The organism is Variovorax sp. Soil_C_17, assembly GCF_057657265.1.
On sequence record NZ_JBDGIT010000001.1, the window covers coordinates 185,432 to 202,392 of the forward strand.

Annotated in this window: 19 protein-coding genes; 6 read left to right on the forward strand and 13 right to left on the reverse strand. The window is 70.7% G+C overall.

Going from position 1 to position 16,961, the window contains the following annotated elements; all coding sequences use genetic code 11:
• Positions 1-65: 65 nt before the first annotated feature.
• The 6 genes from AC3A6Y_RS00835 to AC3A6Y_RS00860 form a co-directional block, all read right to left on the reverse strand.
• Positions 66-698, reverse strand: coding sequence for a YceI family protein (locus tag AC3A6Y_RS00835; RefSeq protein ID WP_487867774.1), 633 nt, complete (start codon positions 696-698; stop codon positions 66-68).
• A gap of 43 nt (positions 699-741) precedes the next feature.
• The gene (locus tag AC3A6Y_RS00840) at positions 742-1,329 is read right to left on the reverse strand and encodes a YceI family protein (RefSeq protein WP_487866339.1); all 588 of its coding nucleotides are present in this window, start codon (positions 1,327-1,329) and stop codon (positions 742-744) included.
• The gene (locus AC3A6Y_RS00845) at positions 1,326-1,937 is read right to left on the reverse strand and encodes a cytochrome b (RefSeq protein ID WP_487866340.1); all 612 of its coding nucleotides are present in this window, start codon (positions 1,935-1,937) and stop codon (positions 1,326-1,328) included. Before AC3A6Y_RS00845 ends, AC3A6Y_RS00840 begins: the two co-directional genes overlap by 4 nt.
• 208 nt (positions 1,938-2,145) lie before the next feature.
• Positions 2,146-2,424 carry a hypothetical protein gene (locus tag AC3A6Y_RS00850; RefSeq protein ID WP_487866341.1) on the reverse strand — a complete coding sequence of 93 codons (279 nt, stop codon included), beginning with the start codon at positions 2,422-2,424 and terminating at the stop codon, positions 2,146-2,148.
• A 149-nt stretch (positions 2,425-2,573) separates the two neighbouring features.
• Positions 2,574-4,475 (reverse strand): sensor histidine kinase, encoded by a 1,902-nt coding sequence (locus AC3A6Y_RS00855; RefSeq protein WP_487866342.1) that lies wholly within the window; start codon positions 4,473-4,475, stop codon positions 2,574-2,576.
• A complete protein-coding gene (locus tag AC3A6Y_RS00860; protein WP_487866343.1) occupies positions 4,475-5,146 on the reverse strand; it encodes a response regulator in 672 nt (223 codons plus the stop codon). The genes AC3A6Y_RS00855 and AC3A6Y_RS00860 overlap by 1 nt, the downstream gene beginning before the upstream one ends.
• Before the next feature lie 108 nt (positions 5,147-5,254).
• Between AC3A6Y_RS00860 and AC3A6Y_RS00865 the strand changes: the two genes are divergently transcribed.
• Entirely contained in the window at positions 5,255-6,490 is a 1,236-nt protein-coding gene (locus tag AC3A6Y_RS00865; RefSeq protein ID WP_487866344.1) for a THUMP domain-containing class I SAM-dependent RNA methyltransferase, read from the forward strand.
• Positions 6,491-6,823: 333 nt separating this feature from the next.
• Positions 6,824-7,012, forward strand: a complete 189-nt coding sequence (locus tag AC3A6Y_RS00870; protein WP_487866345.1) for a hypothetical protein — start codon at positions 6,824-6,826, stop codon at positions 7,010-7,012.
• 5 nt (positions 7,013-7,017) lie between these two features.
• Here the strand turns inward: AC3A6Y_RS00870 and AC3A6Y_RS00875 are convergent, their stop codons facing one another.
• On the reverse strand, positions 7,018-7,446 hold the full coding sequence (locus AC3A6Y_RS00875; protein ID WP_487866346.1) for a CBS domain-containing protein: 429 nt from the start codon (positions 7,444-7,446) through the stop codon (positions 7,018-7,020).
• A gap of 251 nt (positions 7,447-7,697) precedes the next feature.
• Here AC3A6Y_RS00875 and AC3A6Y_RS00880 point away from each other — a divergent pair, with 251 nt between their 5' ends.
• Together AC3A6Y_RS00880 and AC3A6Y_RS00885 are read left to right on the forward strand one after the other, a co-directional pair.
• Positions 7,698-10,580, forward strand: a complete 2,883-nt coding sequence (locus AC3A6Y_RS00880) for a C1 family peptidase (RefSeq protein ID WP_487866347.1) — start codon at positions 7,698-7,700, stop codon at positions 10,578-10,580.
• A gap of 27 nt (positions 10,581-10,607) precedes the next feature.
• Positions 10,608-11,015 carry a putative toxin-antitoxin system toxin component, PIN family gene (locus AC3A6Y_RS00885; protein WP_487866348.1) on the forward strand — a complete coding sequence of 136 codons (408 nt, stop codon included), beginning with the start codon at positions 10,608-10,610 and terminating at the stop codon, positions 11,013-11,015.
• 6 nt (positions 11,016-11,021) lie between these two features.
• On the opposite strand, the gene AC3A6Y_RS00890 is transcribed toward AC3A6Y_RS00885, so the two are convergent.
• A complete protein-coding gene (locus tag AC3A6Y_RS00890; protein WP_487866349.1) occupies positions 11,022-11,933 on the reverse strand; it encodes a BUD32 family EKC/KEOPS complex subunit in 912 nt (303 codons plus the stop codon).
• Positions 11,934-12,098: 165 nt separating this feature from the next.
• Here AC3A6Y_RS00890 and AC3A6Y_RS00895 point away from each other — a divergent pair, with 165 nt between their 5' ends.
• Together AC3A6Y_RS00895 and AC3A6Y_RS00900 are read left to right on the forward strand one after the other, a co-directional pair.
• Positions 12,099-12,872, forward strand: a complete 774-nt coding sequence (locus AC3A6Y_RS00895) for a UPF0149 family protein (protein ID WP_487866350.1) — start codon at positions 12,099-12,101, stop codon at positions 12,870-12,872.
• 37 nt (positions 12,873-12,909) lie between these two features.
• Entirely contained in the window at positions 12,910-14,106 is a 1,197-nt protein-coding gene (locus AC3A6Y_RS00900; RefSeq protein ID WP_487867775.1) for an MFS transporter, read from the forward strand.
• Here the strand turns inward: AC3A6Y_RS00900 and AC3A6Y_RS00905 are convergent.
• The 5 genes from AC3A6Y_RS00905 to AC3A6Y_RS00925 form a co-directional block, all read right to left on the reverse strand.
• Positions 14,096-14,401: a GNAT family N-acetyltransferase gene (locus tag AC3A6Y_RS00905; protein WP_487866351.1), complete on the reverse strand. Its 306-nt coding sequence runs from the start codon at positions 14,399-14,401 to the stop codon at positions 14,096-14,098. The two genes, AC3A6Y_RS00900 and AC3A6Y_RS00905, sit on opposite strands and share 11 nt — an antisense overlap.
• Positions 14,398-14,883 carry a nuclear transport factor 2 family protein gene (locus tag AC3A6Y_RS00910; RefSeq protein ID WP_487866352.1) on the reverse strand — a complete coding sequence of 162 codons (486 nt, stop codon included), beginning with the start codon at positions 14,881-14,883 and terminating at the stop codon, positions 14,398-14,400. The genes AC3A6Y_RS00905 and AC3A6Y_RS00910 overlap by 4 nt, the downstream gene beginning before the upstream one ends.
• Before the next feature lie 31 nt (positions 14,884-14,914).
• On the reverse strand, positions 14,915-15,424 hold the full coding sequence (locus AC3A6Y_RS00915) for a CinA family protein (RefSeq protein WP_487866353.1): 510 nt from the start codon (positions 15,422-15,424) through the stop codon (positions 14,915-14,917).
• A 5-nt stretch (positions 15,425-15,429) separates the two neighbouring features.
• The gene (locus AC3A6Y_RS00920; protein ID WP_487866354.1) at positions 15,430-15,990 is read right to left on the reverse strand and encodes a phosphatidylglycerophosphatase A family protein; all 561 of its coding nucleotides are present in this window, start codon (positions 15,988-15,990) and stop codon (positions 15,430-15,432) included.
• A 126-nt stretch (positions 15,991-16,116) separates the two neighbouring features.
• Positions 16,117-16,917 (reverse strand): class I SAM-dependent methyltransferase, encoded by an 801-nt coding sequence (locus AC3A6Y_RS00925; protein ID WP_487866355.1) that lies wholly within the window; start codon positions 16,915-16,917, stop codon positions 16,117-16,119.
• Positions 16,918-16,961 lie beyond the last annotated feature (44 nt).

The window sequence follows — 16,961 nt, forward strand, 5'->3', positions numbered from 1 at the left end:
GCGGAGGCGGCCCCAAATGGCGACCCTCGCCGAGCTGACGTTCTCCGCTTTGCCGGGCCTCAGGCTCAGCTCGGCCCGCCCGTGATGTTCACCGCCTCCACCTGCACCAGGAGCCGCACCTTGTCCTCGAAGCCGAAAGGGATGCCCCAGTTGATGCCCCAGTTGCTGCGTTCCACCGTGGCCTCGAAGTCGCCGCCGCAGACCTGGCGCTTGATCAGCGGGCTCAGGTAGCAACCGAAGCGGCTGGCCTTGAGCTTGACCGGCTTGGTCTGGCCCATCAGCGTGAGCGAACCGTCGACCTCGGTCACCTTGTCGCCGTTGAAGTCGATCTTGTCGGCCACGAAGCGGGCGACCGGAAACTCGGCGACGTTGAGGAAGTCCTTGCTCAGCACGTGGCGGTTGAGCAGGTCGACGCCGGTGTTGATGGAGCTGATGTCCATCGTGATGTCGATCTTGCCGCCCTTGCCCGTGCCATCGATCTTGATGGTGCCGTCCTTGGTGCTGAAGCGGCCGCGGTTGGTGGTGGTGCCGTAGTGGCCCATCTCGTACATCACGAAGGTGTGCGTGGGGTCGACCACGTAGCTCGCGCCCTTGACCGGCCCGCCGGCCGGCTGCGCGGCCATCTCCGGAGCGGTCTGCGCGGCGGCCAGGAATGCGGCCGCCGCCAGCGAGGCGGCGGCAACGGACTGGATGATCATCGTGGCGGGCTGGGGCATGGCGTTGGGTGCTTGCATGGCAAAGTCAAAGTGGACGCAGGCCTGTCAGGACCAGCTTGAAGCGCACCTGCACTTCGTCGCCGACCATCGAGGTGTCGGTCCATTCGCCCTCGCCGACCTTGAAGGCGAGGCGCTGGATCGTAAAGCTTCCGGTGGCGGTCGAGCGGTCTGCCGACTGGGTGATCGTCACCGGCACCACGAGTTCCTGCGTATGCCCCTTGATCGTCAAGCGGCCGGCGATGTCGAAGCGTCCTCCCCCCAGGCCCTTGATCGCGCTGGACTGGAAGCTGGCCTTGGGGAAGCGCGCGGTGTCGAGCCACGGCGCCTTGGGCAGCTCGGCGTCGCTCTGCGGCACGCCCAGCGTGGCGCTGGCCATGTCGACCTGCAGCGCCACGGTGCCGCCTTCGGGCTTCTTCGGATCGAAGGCGATCTGGGCATCGAACTTGCGGAACTGGCCTTCGACCGGCACCCCCATCTGCTTGCTGACGAAGCCGATCTGGCTATGGCCCGGCGCGAGCTGGGCCATGGGCTCGGCGCCGCCCGCGGCGGCGGCCGCAGCGAGGGTCAGCGCGGCCGCCCACAGGGCGCGCCGCGCGGGGCGAAGAAGGCTCATCGGGCGTGCCCCTGGCGCGAAAAAGGCCACATGCGGTCCATCAGGCCGTCGTGGTCGACGAAGTGATGCTTGAGCGCCGCCGCCGCATGCAGCAGCACCACGGCGCCAAGCGCGTAGGCGGCGCCGTGATGCAGCGGCTTCAGCACCGCCTCGGCGAATTCCTTGTCGACCGGCACGAAGTCCGGCAGCGGCACGACGCCGAACCAGACGATCGGAAAGCCCAGCGCCGAGCTGTAGGCCCAGCCGGCCAGCGGCACCGCGAAGAAGAGCAGGTAGAGCAGCAGGTGCGTGCCGCGGTGCGCCACCAGCTGCCAGCCGGGCATGGCCTCCACGATGCAACCCGGCAGCGGCGGCGGCGGATGCGACAGGCGCCACAGCAGCCGCAGCGCCGTCAGCCCCAGGATGGTGATGCCGGCCCACTTGTGCCAGTTGAAGAGCTTGAGCCGCTGCGGCGAGAAGGGCAGTCCCGTCATGTAGAGGCCGGCGCTGAAGGAAGCGACGATCATCAGCGCGAGCAGCCAGTGCAGCGTCATCGCCACCGCGCCGTAGCGCCGGGCGGGGACGCGGGAGGCGGCTGCGGCCTGGGGATTCAGCGGCTCGGCGGGCATGGGCAGAGCATAAGGCTACGGACGCTGCCCGAGCGCCCGTTCCGCCCGTTCCGCCCGCCGCGCCTAGCCGATGCTCCAGCGCGCGATCAGCAGCAGGCCCGAGCCCAGCACCAGCATCAGCACGAAGGGCACCACCAGCCAGGGGGCGTCGTGCGGCTCGGGGTTTTCCGGCGTCTTCATGGCGATCTTCCCTTCGAGGGCGAGGTGCTCAGAAGGTGCTCACGGCTTCGTCCGGCACCGGCGGGGCGCTGCGCAGCGCCTCGCCGGCGGCCGGCACCGAGGGGTCTCCGCTGCCGGCAGGCGCGGGCGCGGGCGAGGCAACCGAGAGCGCGGCGGGAGGGCTTGCCTCGGCCTGCCAGTGGCCGAGCAGGACCAGCACCGCGAGCAGCGCCGCCCCCAGCGCGACGGAGCCGAGCAGCAGCTGCTGCATGCGGCTGCGACGGCGGGGCGGCCGGTTGACGAAGACGGTGTGCGGATGCGGTTGCATGGTGACTCCTTCCTTGCTCCATCGAGACGCGCGACGTGCGCATGGATGCAATCTAGAAGGGAAGCGCTCGGTGAGAAATTCCGCTTTCGCGCCAGGCATCCCGCGATCGCGGGAGGGCGCCGAGGCGAGCGCGTTCCGGCAGGCGGCGCTCAGCCTGCTGCGCCCGCGGGCATCGTCATCGGCAGGCAGAGCACGACGCAGCAGCCGCCGGCAGCCGCCGTGCGCACATCGAGCGTGCCGCCCAGCCGCTGGGCCCGCGCGCGCATGTTGTGCAGCCCGTGGCCGCCGCCCTGCCGTCCAGGCCCGTCACCCAGGCCGCGGCCGTTGTCCTCGATCTCCATCTCCAGCATCTCCCCGGCACGGCGCAGCTTTACCTCGACTCGCGTGGCGTGGGCGTGCTTGAGCACGTTGGTCAGCGCCTCCTGCGCCACCCGCAGCAGCTGCAGCGCGGCATGCGGCGAGAGCGTGGTTCCATCCTCCGGCAGGTCGATGTCCCAGCCGGAGCGCACGCCGGCCGCGAGCAGCTGTGCCTCCCAGCGGAACCTGAAGTTGCCCAGGGCCGCGCCGAGGTCGTGCTCGCCGGAGGCCAGGGCGTCCAGCGCCAGCCGCATGTCGGCAATGCAGGCGCGCAGCGTGACCGCGATCTGGCCCTCGTCCATGTCGCCGCGCTCCACCCGCGACAGCGACGTGAAGAGCTGGGAGCCCAGGCCGTCGTGCAGGTCGCGCATGATGAGCTGGCGCTCCTCCGCGGCGGCATGCTCGCGCTCCAGCGCGGCCAGGCGTGCGTAGTTGGCCGCCAGGGCGCGCTCGCGGTCGGCCACCCGCGACTCCAGCGTTCGGTTGAGCTCCTCCAGCGAATGCAGGGTGCGCAGGAAGCGCGCCGTCAGCAGCGCGCCCATCGCGACCAGCAGGGTGTTGGAGCCGTAGTGCAGCAGGTGGATGCGGTGGCCGGTCCATTCCGGCAAAAAGCGCCCGAGCAGGCGCGGGTCCCAGGTCAGCAGGTAGTCGTGGATGCCCACCAGCACCGCGAAGGCCATCACGGCCGAGAGCGCCGCCGCCGTCAGCGTGCCGCGGCGCCGCGCGTAGCGGACCGCGACCGCGATGATCAAGAGCCCTACCCCCACCATGCCGCCCAGCCACCAGCGCGCGATGGCCTGCTCGGCCGCGAAGCCGCCGAGCGCGAACCACAACGGCCCCACCAGCCCGTAGGCGACCAGCGCCCGGTCGAGCCAACGGCGGCGCATGCCCGCGTAATGCAGCGTGAACACCGCCATCACGATCACGAAGCCGCCGGTGGCGCATTGGTACAGCACCCGCCACCACTGCCAAAGGCCGATGGGGAGGGCATCGATCAGGAAGGTCATGGTGCGCACCGCCCACAGCACGGCCGCCAGGCCGAACAGGCCGTAGAGCGACTCGCTCGGGCGGCGCCACCAGATGAAGGCGACGAAGCCGGCGACCAGCACCGACACCAGGACGGTGAGCTCGGGCACCGTGCGAACCCAGAACAGGCGCTGGTTGTGCAGCGGCTGGATTTCGTCCCGCGGGCCGATGCTGGGCTGCGCGAAGCGCATCGGATAGTCGCCGCTCGGCGCCGCTGCACGGATCGCCAGCTCGTTGTAGCCGGGGCGCAGCAGGGAGGCGGGCAGCAGCGTCATCTGCGGCCGATAGGTGCGCGCATGGACCGCCTCGCTGCGCTCCGCCACGCTGCCGATCAGGCTGCCGTTGAGCCAGATCTCGCCGCCGTCGTAGAGGTAGGGCACATACACGGCCCATTGCGTCTGGCGCACCGGGTCGTCCGGGTAGTCGAAGCCGACGCGGTACCAGGCCGGCGCACGCGCCAGCGCCGGGCGCGAGTAGCCGGCATCGTCGGGCAGAGTCACCGGCCGCCAGGCGGCGCCCGGGGGCGGGGGCGAACGCTCGACCGCGGGCGCCGCGAGCACGGCGGCCTGACGCGGCGACTGCAGGGCCGCCCGCGCACCGCCTGCGAGGCAGACCACGATCAGAAAGACCAGCGCCAGCCCGGCCGCCCGCGCGCCGGGGCGACGCATCACAGCAGCCCCATCTGGCTCGCTTCGTAGACAGCCTCGCCGCGCGAGTGCACGGCCAGCTTGCGGTAGATCTTCTTGACGTGCGCCACCACGGTGTGCGGCGAGATCTCGGTCAGCTCGCCGATGGTCTCGAAGCTCAGGCCCTTGGCGGCCAGGCGCAGGATCTCGGTCTCGCGCTCCGTCAGGGGCGAGGGCGTGGCGTCCTTGGGCGCCGGCTGCAGGGCCGGGGCAGGCGGCGTGGGCGCCGCGCTGATGCGAAAGCGCGCGAGCACCCGCCGCGCGATGCTGGGGCTGATGGGCGAGCCGCCGGCGCGCAGCTCGTGGATGCTGGCGGCAATGGGCCCGGCGCCCGCGTCCTTCAGCAGGTAGCCGGTGGCGCCGGCCTCGATCGAGTCCACCACGTGCTGGTCGTCGCCGAACATGGTGACGACCAGCACGTCGCATTGCGGATGGTGGCGCGCCGCGTGCCGGATCACCTCCACGCCGTCGATGTCGGGCAGGCCCAGGTCGACCAGCATCACGTCGGGCGGCTGGGCGTCCAGCATCGCGATCGCCGCGCGCCCGGTGCCCACCACGCCCGCGAGGGTGAGGCCCGGATCGGCAAGCACCGCATCCGAGAAGCGGCGCATGAACTCGGGTGTGTCTTCGACGATCAGCACGCTGGTGGTCATGGCAGCCCCTGTGGCAATGCGACCCGGGGATTTTCCCACCGGGGTCGCGCGCGGCCATAGCGCAAACGCGGTACGGGGCGCATGGGATACTGGCCGGCCATCCCCGCCATGAACGATCTCTCCCTTTTCCTGCCCTGCGCCGCCGGCGTGGAGGACTTCCTTGCCCAGGAGGTGCATGCCCTGACCGGTCGCGCCGGCGACGAGCTCCTGGTCCTGCGCGGCGGCGTGCGCGTGCGCGCCGACTGGCGCGAGGCGCTCAAGCTCAACCTGCACAGCCGTCTCGCGCAGCGCGTCCTGATCGAGCTGGCCCATGCGCCCTATCGCAACGAGCACGACCTCTACGCCATTGCCGGCGGCGTGGCCTGGGAGCTCTGGTTCACGCCGAAGAACACTTTCAAGATCGAGACCACGGCCCAGCACAGCCCGCTCAAGAGCCTCAACTTCGCGACCTTGCGCATCAAGGACGCGATCGCCGACCGCTTCCGAGCCAAGGCGAACGGCGTGCGGCCGAGCATCGAGACCCAGTGGCCCGATGCGCGCGTCTTCGCGCACCTCGACACGGAGCACTGCACCCTCTACATCGACATGTCCGGCGAGCCGCTCTTCAAGCGCGGGTGGCGGCAGGACAAGGGCGACGCGCCGCTGAAGGAGACCCTGGCCGCCGCCATGCTGGCCGCCAGCGGCTGGTGGAACCCCGAGCGCGGCGAGGTTTCGCAGGCACCGCTCTACGACCCCTGCTGCGGCAGCGGCACCATCGCCATCGAGGCGGCGCAGCTCGCGCAGGGCATCGCGGCCGGCGCGCAGCGGCGCTTCGGCTTCGAGAAGCTGCTGCCCTTCCAGGCCCATGTGTGGTCGCAGCTCAAGGCCGAGGCGCAGGCCGCGGTGAAAACAGCGCCGGCGGCCGCGATCTTCGGCTCCGACGTGTCGCACCGCATGGTCGACTTCGCCGAACGCAATGCCGAGCGCGCCGGGGTCGCCGGCGCCGTGCAGCTGCGCGGCGGTGATGCGCTGCAGCGCATGCCGCCCGCCGAGTCGGGCGTGATCGTGCTCAACCCGCCCTACGGCGAGCGCATCGACATCGGCGGCGTGGCCCGCGGCAGCCGCAGCAGCCGCGAGGAGGCGCAGACCGAGGACGGCGGCGAGTTCTTCGTGCAGCTCGCGAGCCACTGGAAGAAGCACTACGCCGGCTGGACCGCCTGGGTGCTGACGCCCGACCTGCAGCTCCCCAAGCGCATGCGGCTCAAGGAGTCGCGCCGCATTCCCATGTGGAACGGACCGATCGAATGCCGCCTGTTCCGCTTCGACATGGTGGCGGGCTCGGCGCGCGGCCGGACGGTTGCATAAAGCACACATCGCGCAGGGAAACGCCGCAGGTCGTTTGACCCGGTCCTGTGGCCTTGCAACAATCGCGCATCTTTATTTCGGAGCCTCGTGCGTGGACAGTGCCAGTCGAATCAGCGATGTGACGCGAACCTCGGCGTTTGCGGCATCTTCGGCACCCCGTTAGCGCAGCTCCCATGCGCTGCACGCCGAATCTGCCGCAGCGCAATCTTCTTCTTTCCCAGGTCCGCTTCCCGCCGCTGATGCATGCAGCCATCGGTGCGCAGCCGCGCATTGCCCGGCCGCAGCTGCCTGGTCGTCCCGCCGTGGGGCTCTTCATGTCGAAGGAGCCTTGTCATGTGCCAACGGACGAATGCGCATCCGCCCGCTCACACGCGTGATCGGGCGACTTCATCGCCTCAAGCCACCGAGAAGGAGAGCGCGCTGGACCTGGCCCAGTCGCTGGACCGCAGCGGCCTTTGGCCCTGCCGGCGCATCCGCAATTTCCTGCTGTCGCAGCAGCCGCTGCGTACGCCGCAGCGCTGAGCGATTCAACTCTGGATGTAGTTGCGCAACTGCTCGATGGTCTCTTCGTGGTCCGCGATGATGTCGTCCATCAGATCGCGGATCGAGATCATGCCGACCACCCGCTCGCCGTCCACCACCGGCAGGTGACGAATGCGCTTCTGGCTCATGAGCGCCATGCAATCGCGTGTGCGGGTGGAGGGCGTCACGGTCAGCACGTCGGGCGTCATCAGTTCGGCGACCAGGACTTCCTTCGAGTTGCGCCCCTGCAGCGCCACCTTGCGCGTGTAGTCGCGCTCGGAGATCACGCCGACCAGCTTGTCGTGCGTCATCACCATCAGCGCGCCGACCTCGTGGCTGGCCAGCGCCTCCAGCGCGTCGAACATGGTGGCGCCGGGTTCGATGCGCCAGACGGCCGAGTTGCGGCGCTTGAGCAGTTCGGAGACAGGTTTCATGGATCGCAGCTCCCGAAGAACGGTGGATCGACTGCGGCCCATGCAAGGGCCGCGCCAGCTCCCCCATCGTAGACGCAGCGCGCGACATCCCTGCGGCAATGCACGTTCCACCCGCGGGGGCAATGCGCATCGCCGATGGCCGCTGCGCCGCCCCAGCCGACGTACTAGCCGGTTCGGCGGATGGACAGCGGCAGGCGCGCGCCGCACCATGCCTCGCGCGGCGGACACCCCTGCCCGCCCGAGGAGCAGCGATGCACATCCTGATGAGCAAGGGAAGCGCCAGCGACGATGTCGAGCGGCTGCGCCGGGCACTCGCCAAGGCGCTGGGCGAAGACGCGAAGCTGTTCCCCTCCCTCCAGGCCTCCGGCACGCCGATCGACGAGGACTTCGATGGTGCGATTCGCCGTTGGCAGGCCGGCGTCGGCCTGATCGGCGACGGCGTGATCGGGCCGCGCTGCCAGCTGCTGCTGGACCTGATCGCGATCGACGCGGACAAGTTCGAGCTCACGCTCAACGTCGGCAACGTGAGCCGGCTGTTCCCCGCCACCAAGCCGGCCAACATCGCGCGCTACCTGCCCTACATCGAGGCGGCGCTCGGCGTCGCGCAGCTCACGGACCGCTCGATGATCCTGGGCACCCTGGGCACCATCCGCGCCGAGACCGAGGGCTTCGTGCCGATCGCGGAGGCGCCCTCCAAGTTCAACACGCCGCCGGGCGGCGCCCCCTTCAGCCTGTACGACACGCGCGCTGCGCTCGGCAACAGCCGGACTGGCGACGGCGAGCGCTACCGCGGCCGCGGCTTCGTGCAGCTGACCGGCAAGGACAACTACACCCGCTACGGCCAGCGCATCGGGGTTCCGCTCGAGACGGCGCCGGACCGGGCCAACGCACCGGAAGTCGCGGCGGTGCTGCTCGCGCTCTACCTCTCGGACAAGGCGACCCGGTTCCGCCAGGCGATCCGCGGCGGCGACTTCGGGCAGGCCCGTCGGCTGGTCAACGGCGGCGTGCATGGCCTCGATCGCTTCAAGGACGTGTTCGAGCGCGCCGCCGCGGTGTGGCCCGCGCCGCGCGTGGGCGCGGGTGCGGCCCGGCGCGGTGCCACCGCCGCCGAGGAGGAGGCGCCCTCGCATCGCTCCATCGTTTCGCGCACGCGCAAGGACGCGGCCGACCTGCGCGACCGCCTGTTCCAGCCGAGTGCGATCGGCCTGCCCGACGAATTCCCGCCGCAAGAGGAGGTGCGCCAATACCTGCCCGCCTACACCCGGGCCGGCCTGATCCTGGACCAGGGCCGGGAGGGCGCCTGCACCGGCTTCGGCCTGAGCTGCGTCGTCAACTACCTGCGCTGGGTCAAGGCCGGCCTGCCGCCGAAGATGGATTCGGTGAGCCCGCGCATGCTCTACACGCTGGCGCGCCGCCATGACGAGTACGAGGGCGAGAACTACGAGGGCTCGAGCTGCCGCGGCGCGCTCAAGGGCTGGTTCAACCACGGCGTCTGCCTGGAGCCGGACTGGCCCTACCTGCCCGAGAAATCGAACCCCGCCACCTACGGCTATGCGAGCCGGGCCGCGCAGAACACGCTGGGCATCTACTACCGCATCGACACCCGTTCGATCACCGACGTGCAGGCCGCGATCGCGCAGCACCGCGCGGTCTTCGTCTCGGCCTTCACGCACCCGGGCTGGGACGCGGTGCCGATCACTTCGGCGCCGAAGCGCCATGCGGACCTGCCGCTCATCGCCTTCGACGGCCGGCGTTCCGAGACGGGAGGCCATGCCTTCGCCCTCATCGGCTTCAATGCGCAGGGCTTCATCCTGCAGAACTCCTGGGGCAGGAACTGGGGCGCCGGCGGATTCGCGGTGCTGGGCTACCTCGACTGGCTGGCGCATGCGATGGACGCCTGGGTGGTCTCGCTGGGCGTGCCCGGCGTGATCGCCGGCCGGCTGGCCGTGGGCGGCAGCGGCGCCGCGGGCCTTACCGGCGCCGACCGCAGCCAGTGGTGGGACACCGGCCTGGCCTACCAGCACAGCGTGGTGCTGGGCAACGATGGCCGCGTGAGCCGCTACCTCACGGAAGACGAGCCGCCGCGCAAGCTGCAGCAGCAGGCCTGCGTGCTGCCGGACGACTGGTTCCGCAGGCAGGCGTCGGCGCGCAAGCGCCTGGTGCTCTACGTGCACGGGGGACTCAACAGCGAGGAAGAGGCGATCAAGCGCGCCAGCGCCATGGGCCGCTACTTCACCGGCAACGGCTGCTATCCGCTGTTCCTGGTGTGGAAGACGGGTTTTCTCGAATCGGTGGCCAGCCTCATCGCAGACGCCTTTCGCCGCGAGCCCGCCCGTGCCGGCTTCGGCGAGTGGTTCAGCGAGCAGACCGACCTGCTGGTCGAGAAGAGCGTCGGACGGCCGGCGGCACGGCCCTTGTGGAGCGAGATGAAGGAGAACGCCGGCTTGGCCTTCGCCGATCGGCGCGGCGGCGACCTGCTGCTGGATGCAATGCAGGCGCTGGGCAGCAACTGGGGTGCGCAGTTCGAGCTGCACCTGGTCGGCCACTCGGCCGGCGCCATCGCCATCGGCCACCTGCTCACGGCGCTGGCCGCACGCAAGCGAGCCGGCCGCGATGGCGGACTGAGCGAGCGCGTCGCCTCGGTGAACCTCTATGCACCGGCCTGCTCCGTCGCTTTCGCCAACCGCCACTATGCCGGCGACACGGCGCTGATGGAGCGGCTGCACCTGGAACTGCTCACGGACGAGGTCGAGCGCCGAGACACGGTGGGCCCCATCTATCGCAAGTCGCTGCTGTATCTGGTCTCCAATGCGCTGGAGGCCGATCTGCACACGCCGATCCTGGGGCTGGACCGCGTCAACGACGAGAGCTATTCGGGCTGGGACGGCTCGTCCGACACGGGCGAGGCGCTTGCGGTTTGGCGCCAGGCCGCCAAGGCCGTGAAGCTCGAGGCGCGCACCTGGCGGGTGCAGGAGCCACGCATCGAGGTGGCGCTCGATGGTGAAGGCCAGCCGGTGCTGCAGGCGGCGACACATGGGGGCTTCGACAACGACGTGGCGCTGATGACGCGCACGCTCGAGCGCATCACTGGTGCGAAGCTGGCGCTGCCGGTGGACGACCTGCGGGGCTTCTGAGTGGAGGGCGGCTTAGCATCCCCGTCCATGCGCATCGTCATCGACACCAACATCGCCCTCGACCTCCTGGTCTTCGACGACCCGGGCTGCGCAGCGCTGCTTGCCGCGCTCGATCTGGGCGAGCTGCAATGGATCGCCAGCAGCGCAATGCGCAAAGAGCTTGCGCGCGTGCTCGATTACCCGCTGGTGGCTGCGCGCCTCGCCCGCAACGGCCGCGATGCGGCGCTCGTGCTCGCGGCCTTCGACCGGCGCGTGCATCCGGTGGACAAGCAGCCCGCCCGCGCGCCCTGCCTGTGCCGCGACCCCGACGACCAGATCTTCGTCGACCTCGCGGTGGCGCAGCGCGCGCGACTGTTGAGCAAGGACCGCGCGCTGCTCGAAATGCGCGGGCCGCTCGCGCGCCTGGGCGTCGAGGTCGCCATCCCCGGCGGCTGATGCCGGCTACCGCCGCGTCGGCGCGGCATCGCTGCAGTACCAGCGCCACAGCAGCCGCGCCACCGCCCGCGAGCGCTGCGTGTCCCGGCCCCAGCGACGTCCCGAGGGCAGATGCCGCAGCCAGCGCATGCGCCGCGCCGCCAGCGCCAGCCGATCGCGCACCTCGTCGCCGGCATCGGCCAGCGCCGCATGCCAGTGCGTGCCGGCCGCGCCCGCCGAGGCGGCGCGCACCAGCATGGCGGTGGAGTGCAGGTAGCTGAGCCAGTCGCGCACCTGGCATTCGGCCAGCGGCAGGGTCTCGCCCGGGTCGTCCTCGAAGTCGATGTAGCCGATGGTGCCGTCCGGGCATTGCACCAGGTTGCGGTCGAAGGCCTGGCTCAGGTAGGTGCCGTGCGCGTGGACGTTGGCAATGGCGTCGAGGCCTTCGCGCCACACCGTGAGCAGCGCGCTCGGGCCGACGGCCGCCGCATGGTCCAGCCGCTCCTGCAGCACCACCGGCGGCCGGCCGCTTTCGCCGAGGTCGGAGATCAGCAGGCCGTCGGGTTGCTGGGCCAGCACCGCCGGCACGCGCAGGCCGGCAGCGCCGAGCGCGCGCAGGCGGCGCGCCTCGGTGGCGATGGCGGCCTCGCCACCGGGGTTGGGCACCGGCGTCAGCACGTCCAGCCGCAGCAGGCCGGCCACCATCGCCATCAGGTGATAGCCCAGCTTGCCGTGCGGCGGGCCCGCCTTCTTGAGCCAGACGCGCTCGCTGCCGAGCCGGTGGCTGGCCACCGCCTTCTGCTGCTGCGGCAGCATCGCGCGCAGAAATTCCGCGTAATCGCCGGGCTCCAGCGGGGCCGGGCCGGTTTCCAGGGGTGCCGGCGCCGATGCCGCGCCCTTGCGCGACTGCACGCGCGTGCCGCGTTTCGCAACGTTCATGGGGCCAGGATTGGCTGTTGCGCCCGGCCGGCCGGCGAGGCGCGATCGGAGGCGGTGCCGGTCGAAGGTCGGAAGTCGCGAGTCGCAGGCGACGGAGGCAGGGGTGCTGAAATGACGGGTCTCCCGGGAGCTTGTTGCATCATAGAGGGCTGCCGCCGCATTGCCATGATCACGACCCCTGCCCCCTCCCCCGACCACGCTCCCCTCGGCCCCGACGATTTCGACGCCCTCGATCAAGCGCTCGACGCCATGCGCGAGCATGACGAGGAAACCCCGCAATGGGAATTCTGCGAGGGCTTCATGGCGGCGCTGGTGTGCATGCGCCGCCCGGTCGAGCCGGCCGAATACTGGCCGGTGCTGCTGGGCGAGAGCTTCGTGCCGGCGCAGCACATGGAATTCGCCTGGCGCTGGAAGCGGCGCTGGCGCGAGACCGAGGAAGGCCTGGACGCCGAAGTGCAGTCGCTCGACGACGAGCGCGCCTGGCAGCCCGAGGTGCTGGACACGCGCGGCGCCGTCGCGGCCCTGCCGGAAGAAGAGCGGGGCGAGATCGCCGACGAGGACATCCCCTCCTTTGCCCAGGTCTGGGCGCTGGGCTTCATGTACGCGGTGGAGAACTGGCCCGAGGAATGGACCCCGCCGCGCGACAAGGAGGCGGCCGCCATCCTCGACGAGGCGCTGAACGCCATCGTCGCCCTGACCGAGGACGACCGCGGCAAGCCCACGCTTTCGATGTACAGCGAGGACGGCCCGCCCAGCGTGAGCCAGCAGCGGGTGGACGAATTCGGCGACGCGATCTGGGCCGTGTACGACCTGCGCCGGCTGTGGCGCAGCCAGGGGCCGCGCGTGGAGACCGTGCGCAAGGAGGCGACCCCGGGCCGCAACGACCCCTGCCCCTGCGGCAGCGGAAAGAAGTTCAAGAAGTGCCACGGTGCCGGCTGAGACCAGCCTGACGCTTCCGGTCCGCAGCGCCTGGGCCATGGTGCTGACCCTGTGCACCGCCTTCGCGCTGAGCCAGGCCTACCGCACCGTGGGCGCGATCATGGCCGGGCCGCTGCAGGCGGAGTTCGGGCTTTCGGCGCAGGCATTGGGCCTGTTCTCCGGCTCCTTCCATTTCGCTTTCGGCGCCATGCAGCTCTTCATGGGTGTCGGCATCGACCTGCATGGGGTGCGGCGCACGGTGCTGACGGCGTTCCCGTTGGCGATCGCGGGCGCGCTGCTGTCCGCGCTGTCCACCCACTTTGCACTGTTGATCACCGGCCAGGTGCTGATCGGCGTCGGCTGCGCGCCGGCCTTTTTGGTGTGCACCGTGTTCATCGCGCGGCATTTCCCGGCGGCGCGCTTCGCCTCGGTTTCCGGGCTGGTGCTGGGCATCGGCGGGCTGGGCATGCTGCTGACCGGCACGCCGCTCGCATGGCTGGTCGAGGCCCGCTCCTGGCGCATGGGCTTCGCGGTGCTGGCCGCGGCCTCGGCGCTGGCCTGGCTCAGCATCCTGCTGTGGGTGCGCGAGCCGGCGCGCGAGGCAGCGCGGCCGAAGGAATCGCTGTTGGCCGCGCTGCGCCAGTTCGGCGTGCTGTTCGCGATGCCGCACACGCTGGGCATCCTGCTGCTGGGCGCCGTGACCTACGCCGCCTTCATCTCGCTGCGCGGGCTGTGGCTGGGGCCGCTCTTGATCGAGCGCTACGGCTACTCGCTGGTGCAGAGCGGCAACGTCGCGCTGATCGTGTCGGTGGTCTCGCTCTTCGGGCCGCCGCTGTTCGGCCGGCTGGACCGCGACGGCCCGGCGCGCCGGCGGCGCATCGTGGCCTGCTGCGCGGTCTATGCGGCACTGTTCGCCGCCATCGGCGTCTTCCATGCAGCCTGGATCGACATCGGGTGCGCCATCCTGATCGGCCTGTTGTCGGGCTTCATCGTCTGGGAGTACGCCGACGTGCGGGTGGCTTACCCGGCCGCGCTCACCGGGCGCGCGATGGCGGTGTTCACCATGGCCATGTTCCTCGGCGTGGCGCTGATGCAGTGGCTCACCGGCGTGGCGGCTTCTGTGGCGCAGTCGCAGGGCGTGGAGCCCTACACCGCCGTGCTGGCGGCCATCGCGGCACTGCTGGTGGCCGGCTGCGCCGCCTTCGCCTGGCTGCCCGCGCCGCCCGGCGCGGTGGCGCCCAGACCTAGATTTTGAAGGCGCGCTGTGTCTCCGGCCGCACCAGGTCCACGTACTCGCGGTGCTTGCGGATGTAGCCGGCGATGAACTGGCAGGCGGGGATGACCGGCATGCCCCGCGCCCGGGCGTCGTCGAGCACATGGCGCGCGACGGCCGAGCCCACGCCCCGGCCCTCGAAGGCGGGCAGCACTTCGGTGTGGGTGAACATCACCGCGTTCGTGAGCAGGTTGTATTCGCAGTAGCCCGCGAGCTGGCCCTCGATGGCCGCCTCGTAGCGATGCTTTTCGGGATGGTTGGTGATGGTGATCGTCATGACGTGCGTGCCATGTAGGCGGCCAGGTTTTTCGCGGCGCCGGCGCGCACCTTGTTCTTCAGCATCGGCGTCCAGCCCAGCAGCAGGCCCGGCGGGCCCAGCGCCTGGCGTGACCAGGCCCAGAAGTCGAAGCGGTCGCGCTGGGTGGCGATCAGGCCCTCGGGCGTGAAGCCGAACTCGGAGTCGATCGCGTTGTCGACGATGCGGCCGGTGGCGCCGAAGCGGTAGTGCGCATCCCAATGGGCACGGCCGGTGTCGCCATCGGCCTGCACGTCGCGCCAGCTGAGCTTCCAGACATCGGCGCCCTTGGCGCGGGTGGCCTCGCACAGCATCTTCCACATGGCGCCGACCTCGCGGCCGCTCTTCAGCGAGAAGGCCTCGTCGTCGAAGCGCGCATCCGGCGCGTAGCAGGCGGCCATGGTGTCGGCGTCGAGCCTGGCGAAGGCTTCGTAGAGGCGCTGGATGGTGTCTGCGTTGCGCATGGGCGGGATCGTAGCCTAGGCAGCACGCTCGCTAGGCTGCGCGCAACAGCGTCAGCAGCGTCTGCAAGGCGTGATGCACCGTGGCCGCCCGCACCGCGGCCCGGTCGCCGTCGAAGCGTCGGCGCTCGGTGCGCACGCGGCCTTGCACCGACCAGCCGAACCACACGGTGCCCACCGGCTTCTCGGCGCTGCCGCCGCTCGGGCCGGCCACGCCGGTCACCGCCACCGCGACCTGGGCCCGCGAGCGCGCCACCGCACCCTCGGCCATGGCGCGCGCCACCGGCTCGCTGACCGCGCCCTCGGCCGCGATCAGCGCAGGGTCGACGCCCAGCAACTCGGTCTTGGCCGCGTTGGAGTAGGTGACGAAGCCACGCTCGAACCAGTTGCTGGAGCCCGACAGATCGGTGCAGGCACCTGCGATCAGCCCGCCGGTGCAGCTCTCGGCGGTGGCCATCATGCGGCCCTGTTGCTGCAACAGCTCGGCCAGTTGAAGCACCAGCGCGGGCGTGTCGGATTCGGGTGCGGGCGAAACGTTGGTCATGGGCACTACCAGGCGCGGAAGAAGGCAATCACCAGCAGCGTGCAGAAGGCCGCCACCAGGTCGTCGAACAAGATGCCGAAGCCCGCCGCGCTCCACGACATGGTGGCGGGCGTCGCCCGGCGTTGCTTGAAGAGCTGGTCGGCCCAGGCGACCGGCCCCGGCTTGGCGGCATCGAAGAGGCGGAACAGCGCGAAGGCCACGAGCTGTGCCGGCAGCCCGGCCGGCGTGACCAGCCACAGGACCAGCCAGAAGGCGACGACCTCGTCCCAGACGATGGCGCCGGGGTCGGCAATGGCCATGTGGCGCGCCGCCACGGTGCAGGCCCACCAGCCGATGGGCAGCGAGGCCAGGATGATCCACCCGATGGCCGCCGCGGGCAGCCAGCGCTGCATGAGCACGAAGGCGGCCCAGGCCCACAGCGTGCCCACGGTGCCGGGCGCCCGCGGCGCCAGTCCGGCGCCGAAGCCCAGCGCGATCAGGTGCGCGGGATGGGCGAGCATGAAGCGCAGCGTGGGGCGCCGCACGGGCGGGATCGGCATGGCGCTGGAGGGAGAAGCGGATTGCATGGAACGACAGTGTCGCCCAAGACGCGCGTTGCCATCTATTGCGCACATCCACCAGGCAGGAGGCAAGTTGACGCCCGGCCCCATCGAGACGGACGACCATCACCAGCAAGTCGACGCGGCGTCCGCCTACCCGACGCGGCCACGCACCGCCCAGGCCCTGGCCCGCAGCGCAATGCCGCCATCGGTCCCGACCGGCAAGCCCTCTCGAATGCGTTCACGCAAGCGCTCCCGATCTTCGTCGCTCAGCGACATCGCGTAACGTGGCGCCGAGCCCTGTCCGCCGAGGAAGGGCTTCCAGTAGTCTTCGAAGTCCTTGAAGGGCGTCTCGATCTCGATGGCGTGCAGCTCGACGCGGTGCAGCCCGGCGCCCGCGAACAGGGCCTCCACCGGTTCCGGCGCGCATAGCGCCGGGAGTCGCCGGCCCTCGTCGAGCGCTGCGGCCGCCTGATCCAGCTCGACGGCCGCGCTCCAGAAGTAGCGCATCAATTCCATCCCGGCGGCGTAGTCCCACACGTAGGCGGCCACCGTGCCTCCAGGCTCGACCGCACGCGTCATGTCGGCCACCGCGCGTGCGGGTTCCGGCAGAAAGTTCAGCACCAGCCCCGTGACGGCCGCGTTGAAGGAGCCGGGCGCGACCGGCAGCGCCTGCGCATCGCCGACCTCGAAGGACGCCCGCGGGTCCGTGACGTGCGCCCGGGCATGGGCTACAAAGCCGGCCGACGCGTCGATGCCGAGCACGGATGCGGGCTGGGCCTGGTCCAGCAGGGTCTGGGTCAGCGCGCCCGTGCCGCAGCCAACATCGAGCCACTTCAGATGCGGCCCGAGCCCGAGCCACTCCACGAAGTGCGGCGCGACCTTGCGGCTCCAGCGGCCCATGTAGGGTTCGTAGAAATCGCCGGCCGTCCAGGTTGTGTCTCGTGCTGTCATCGCTTCATCCTCGATGTCTTCATGAACGCAGCGTCGGCGCCCAT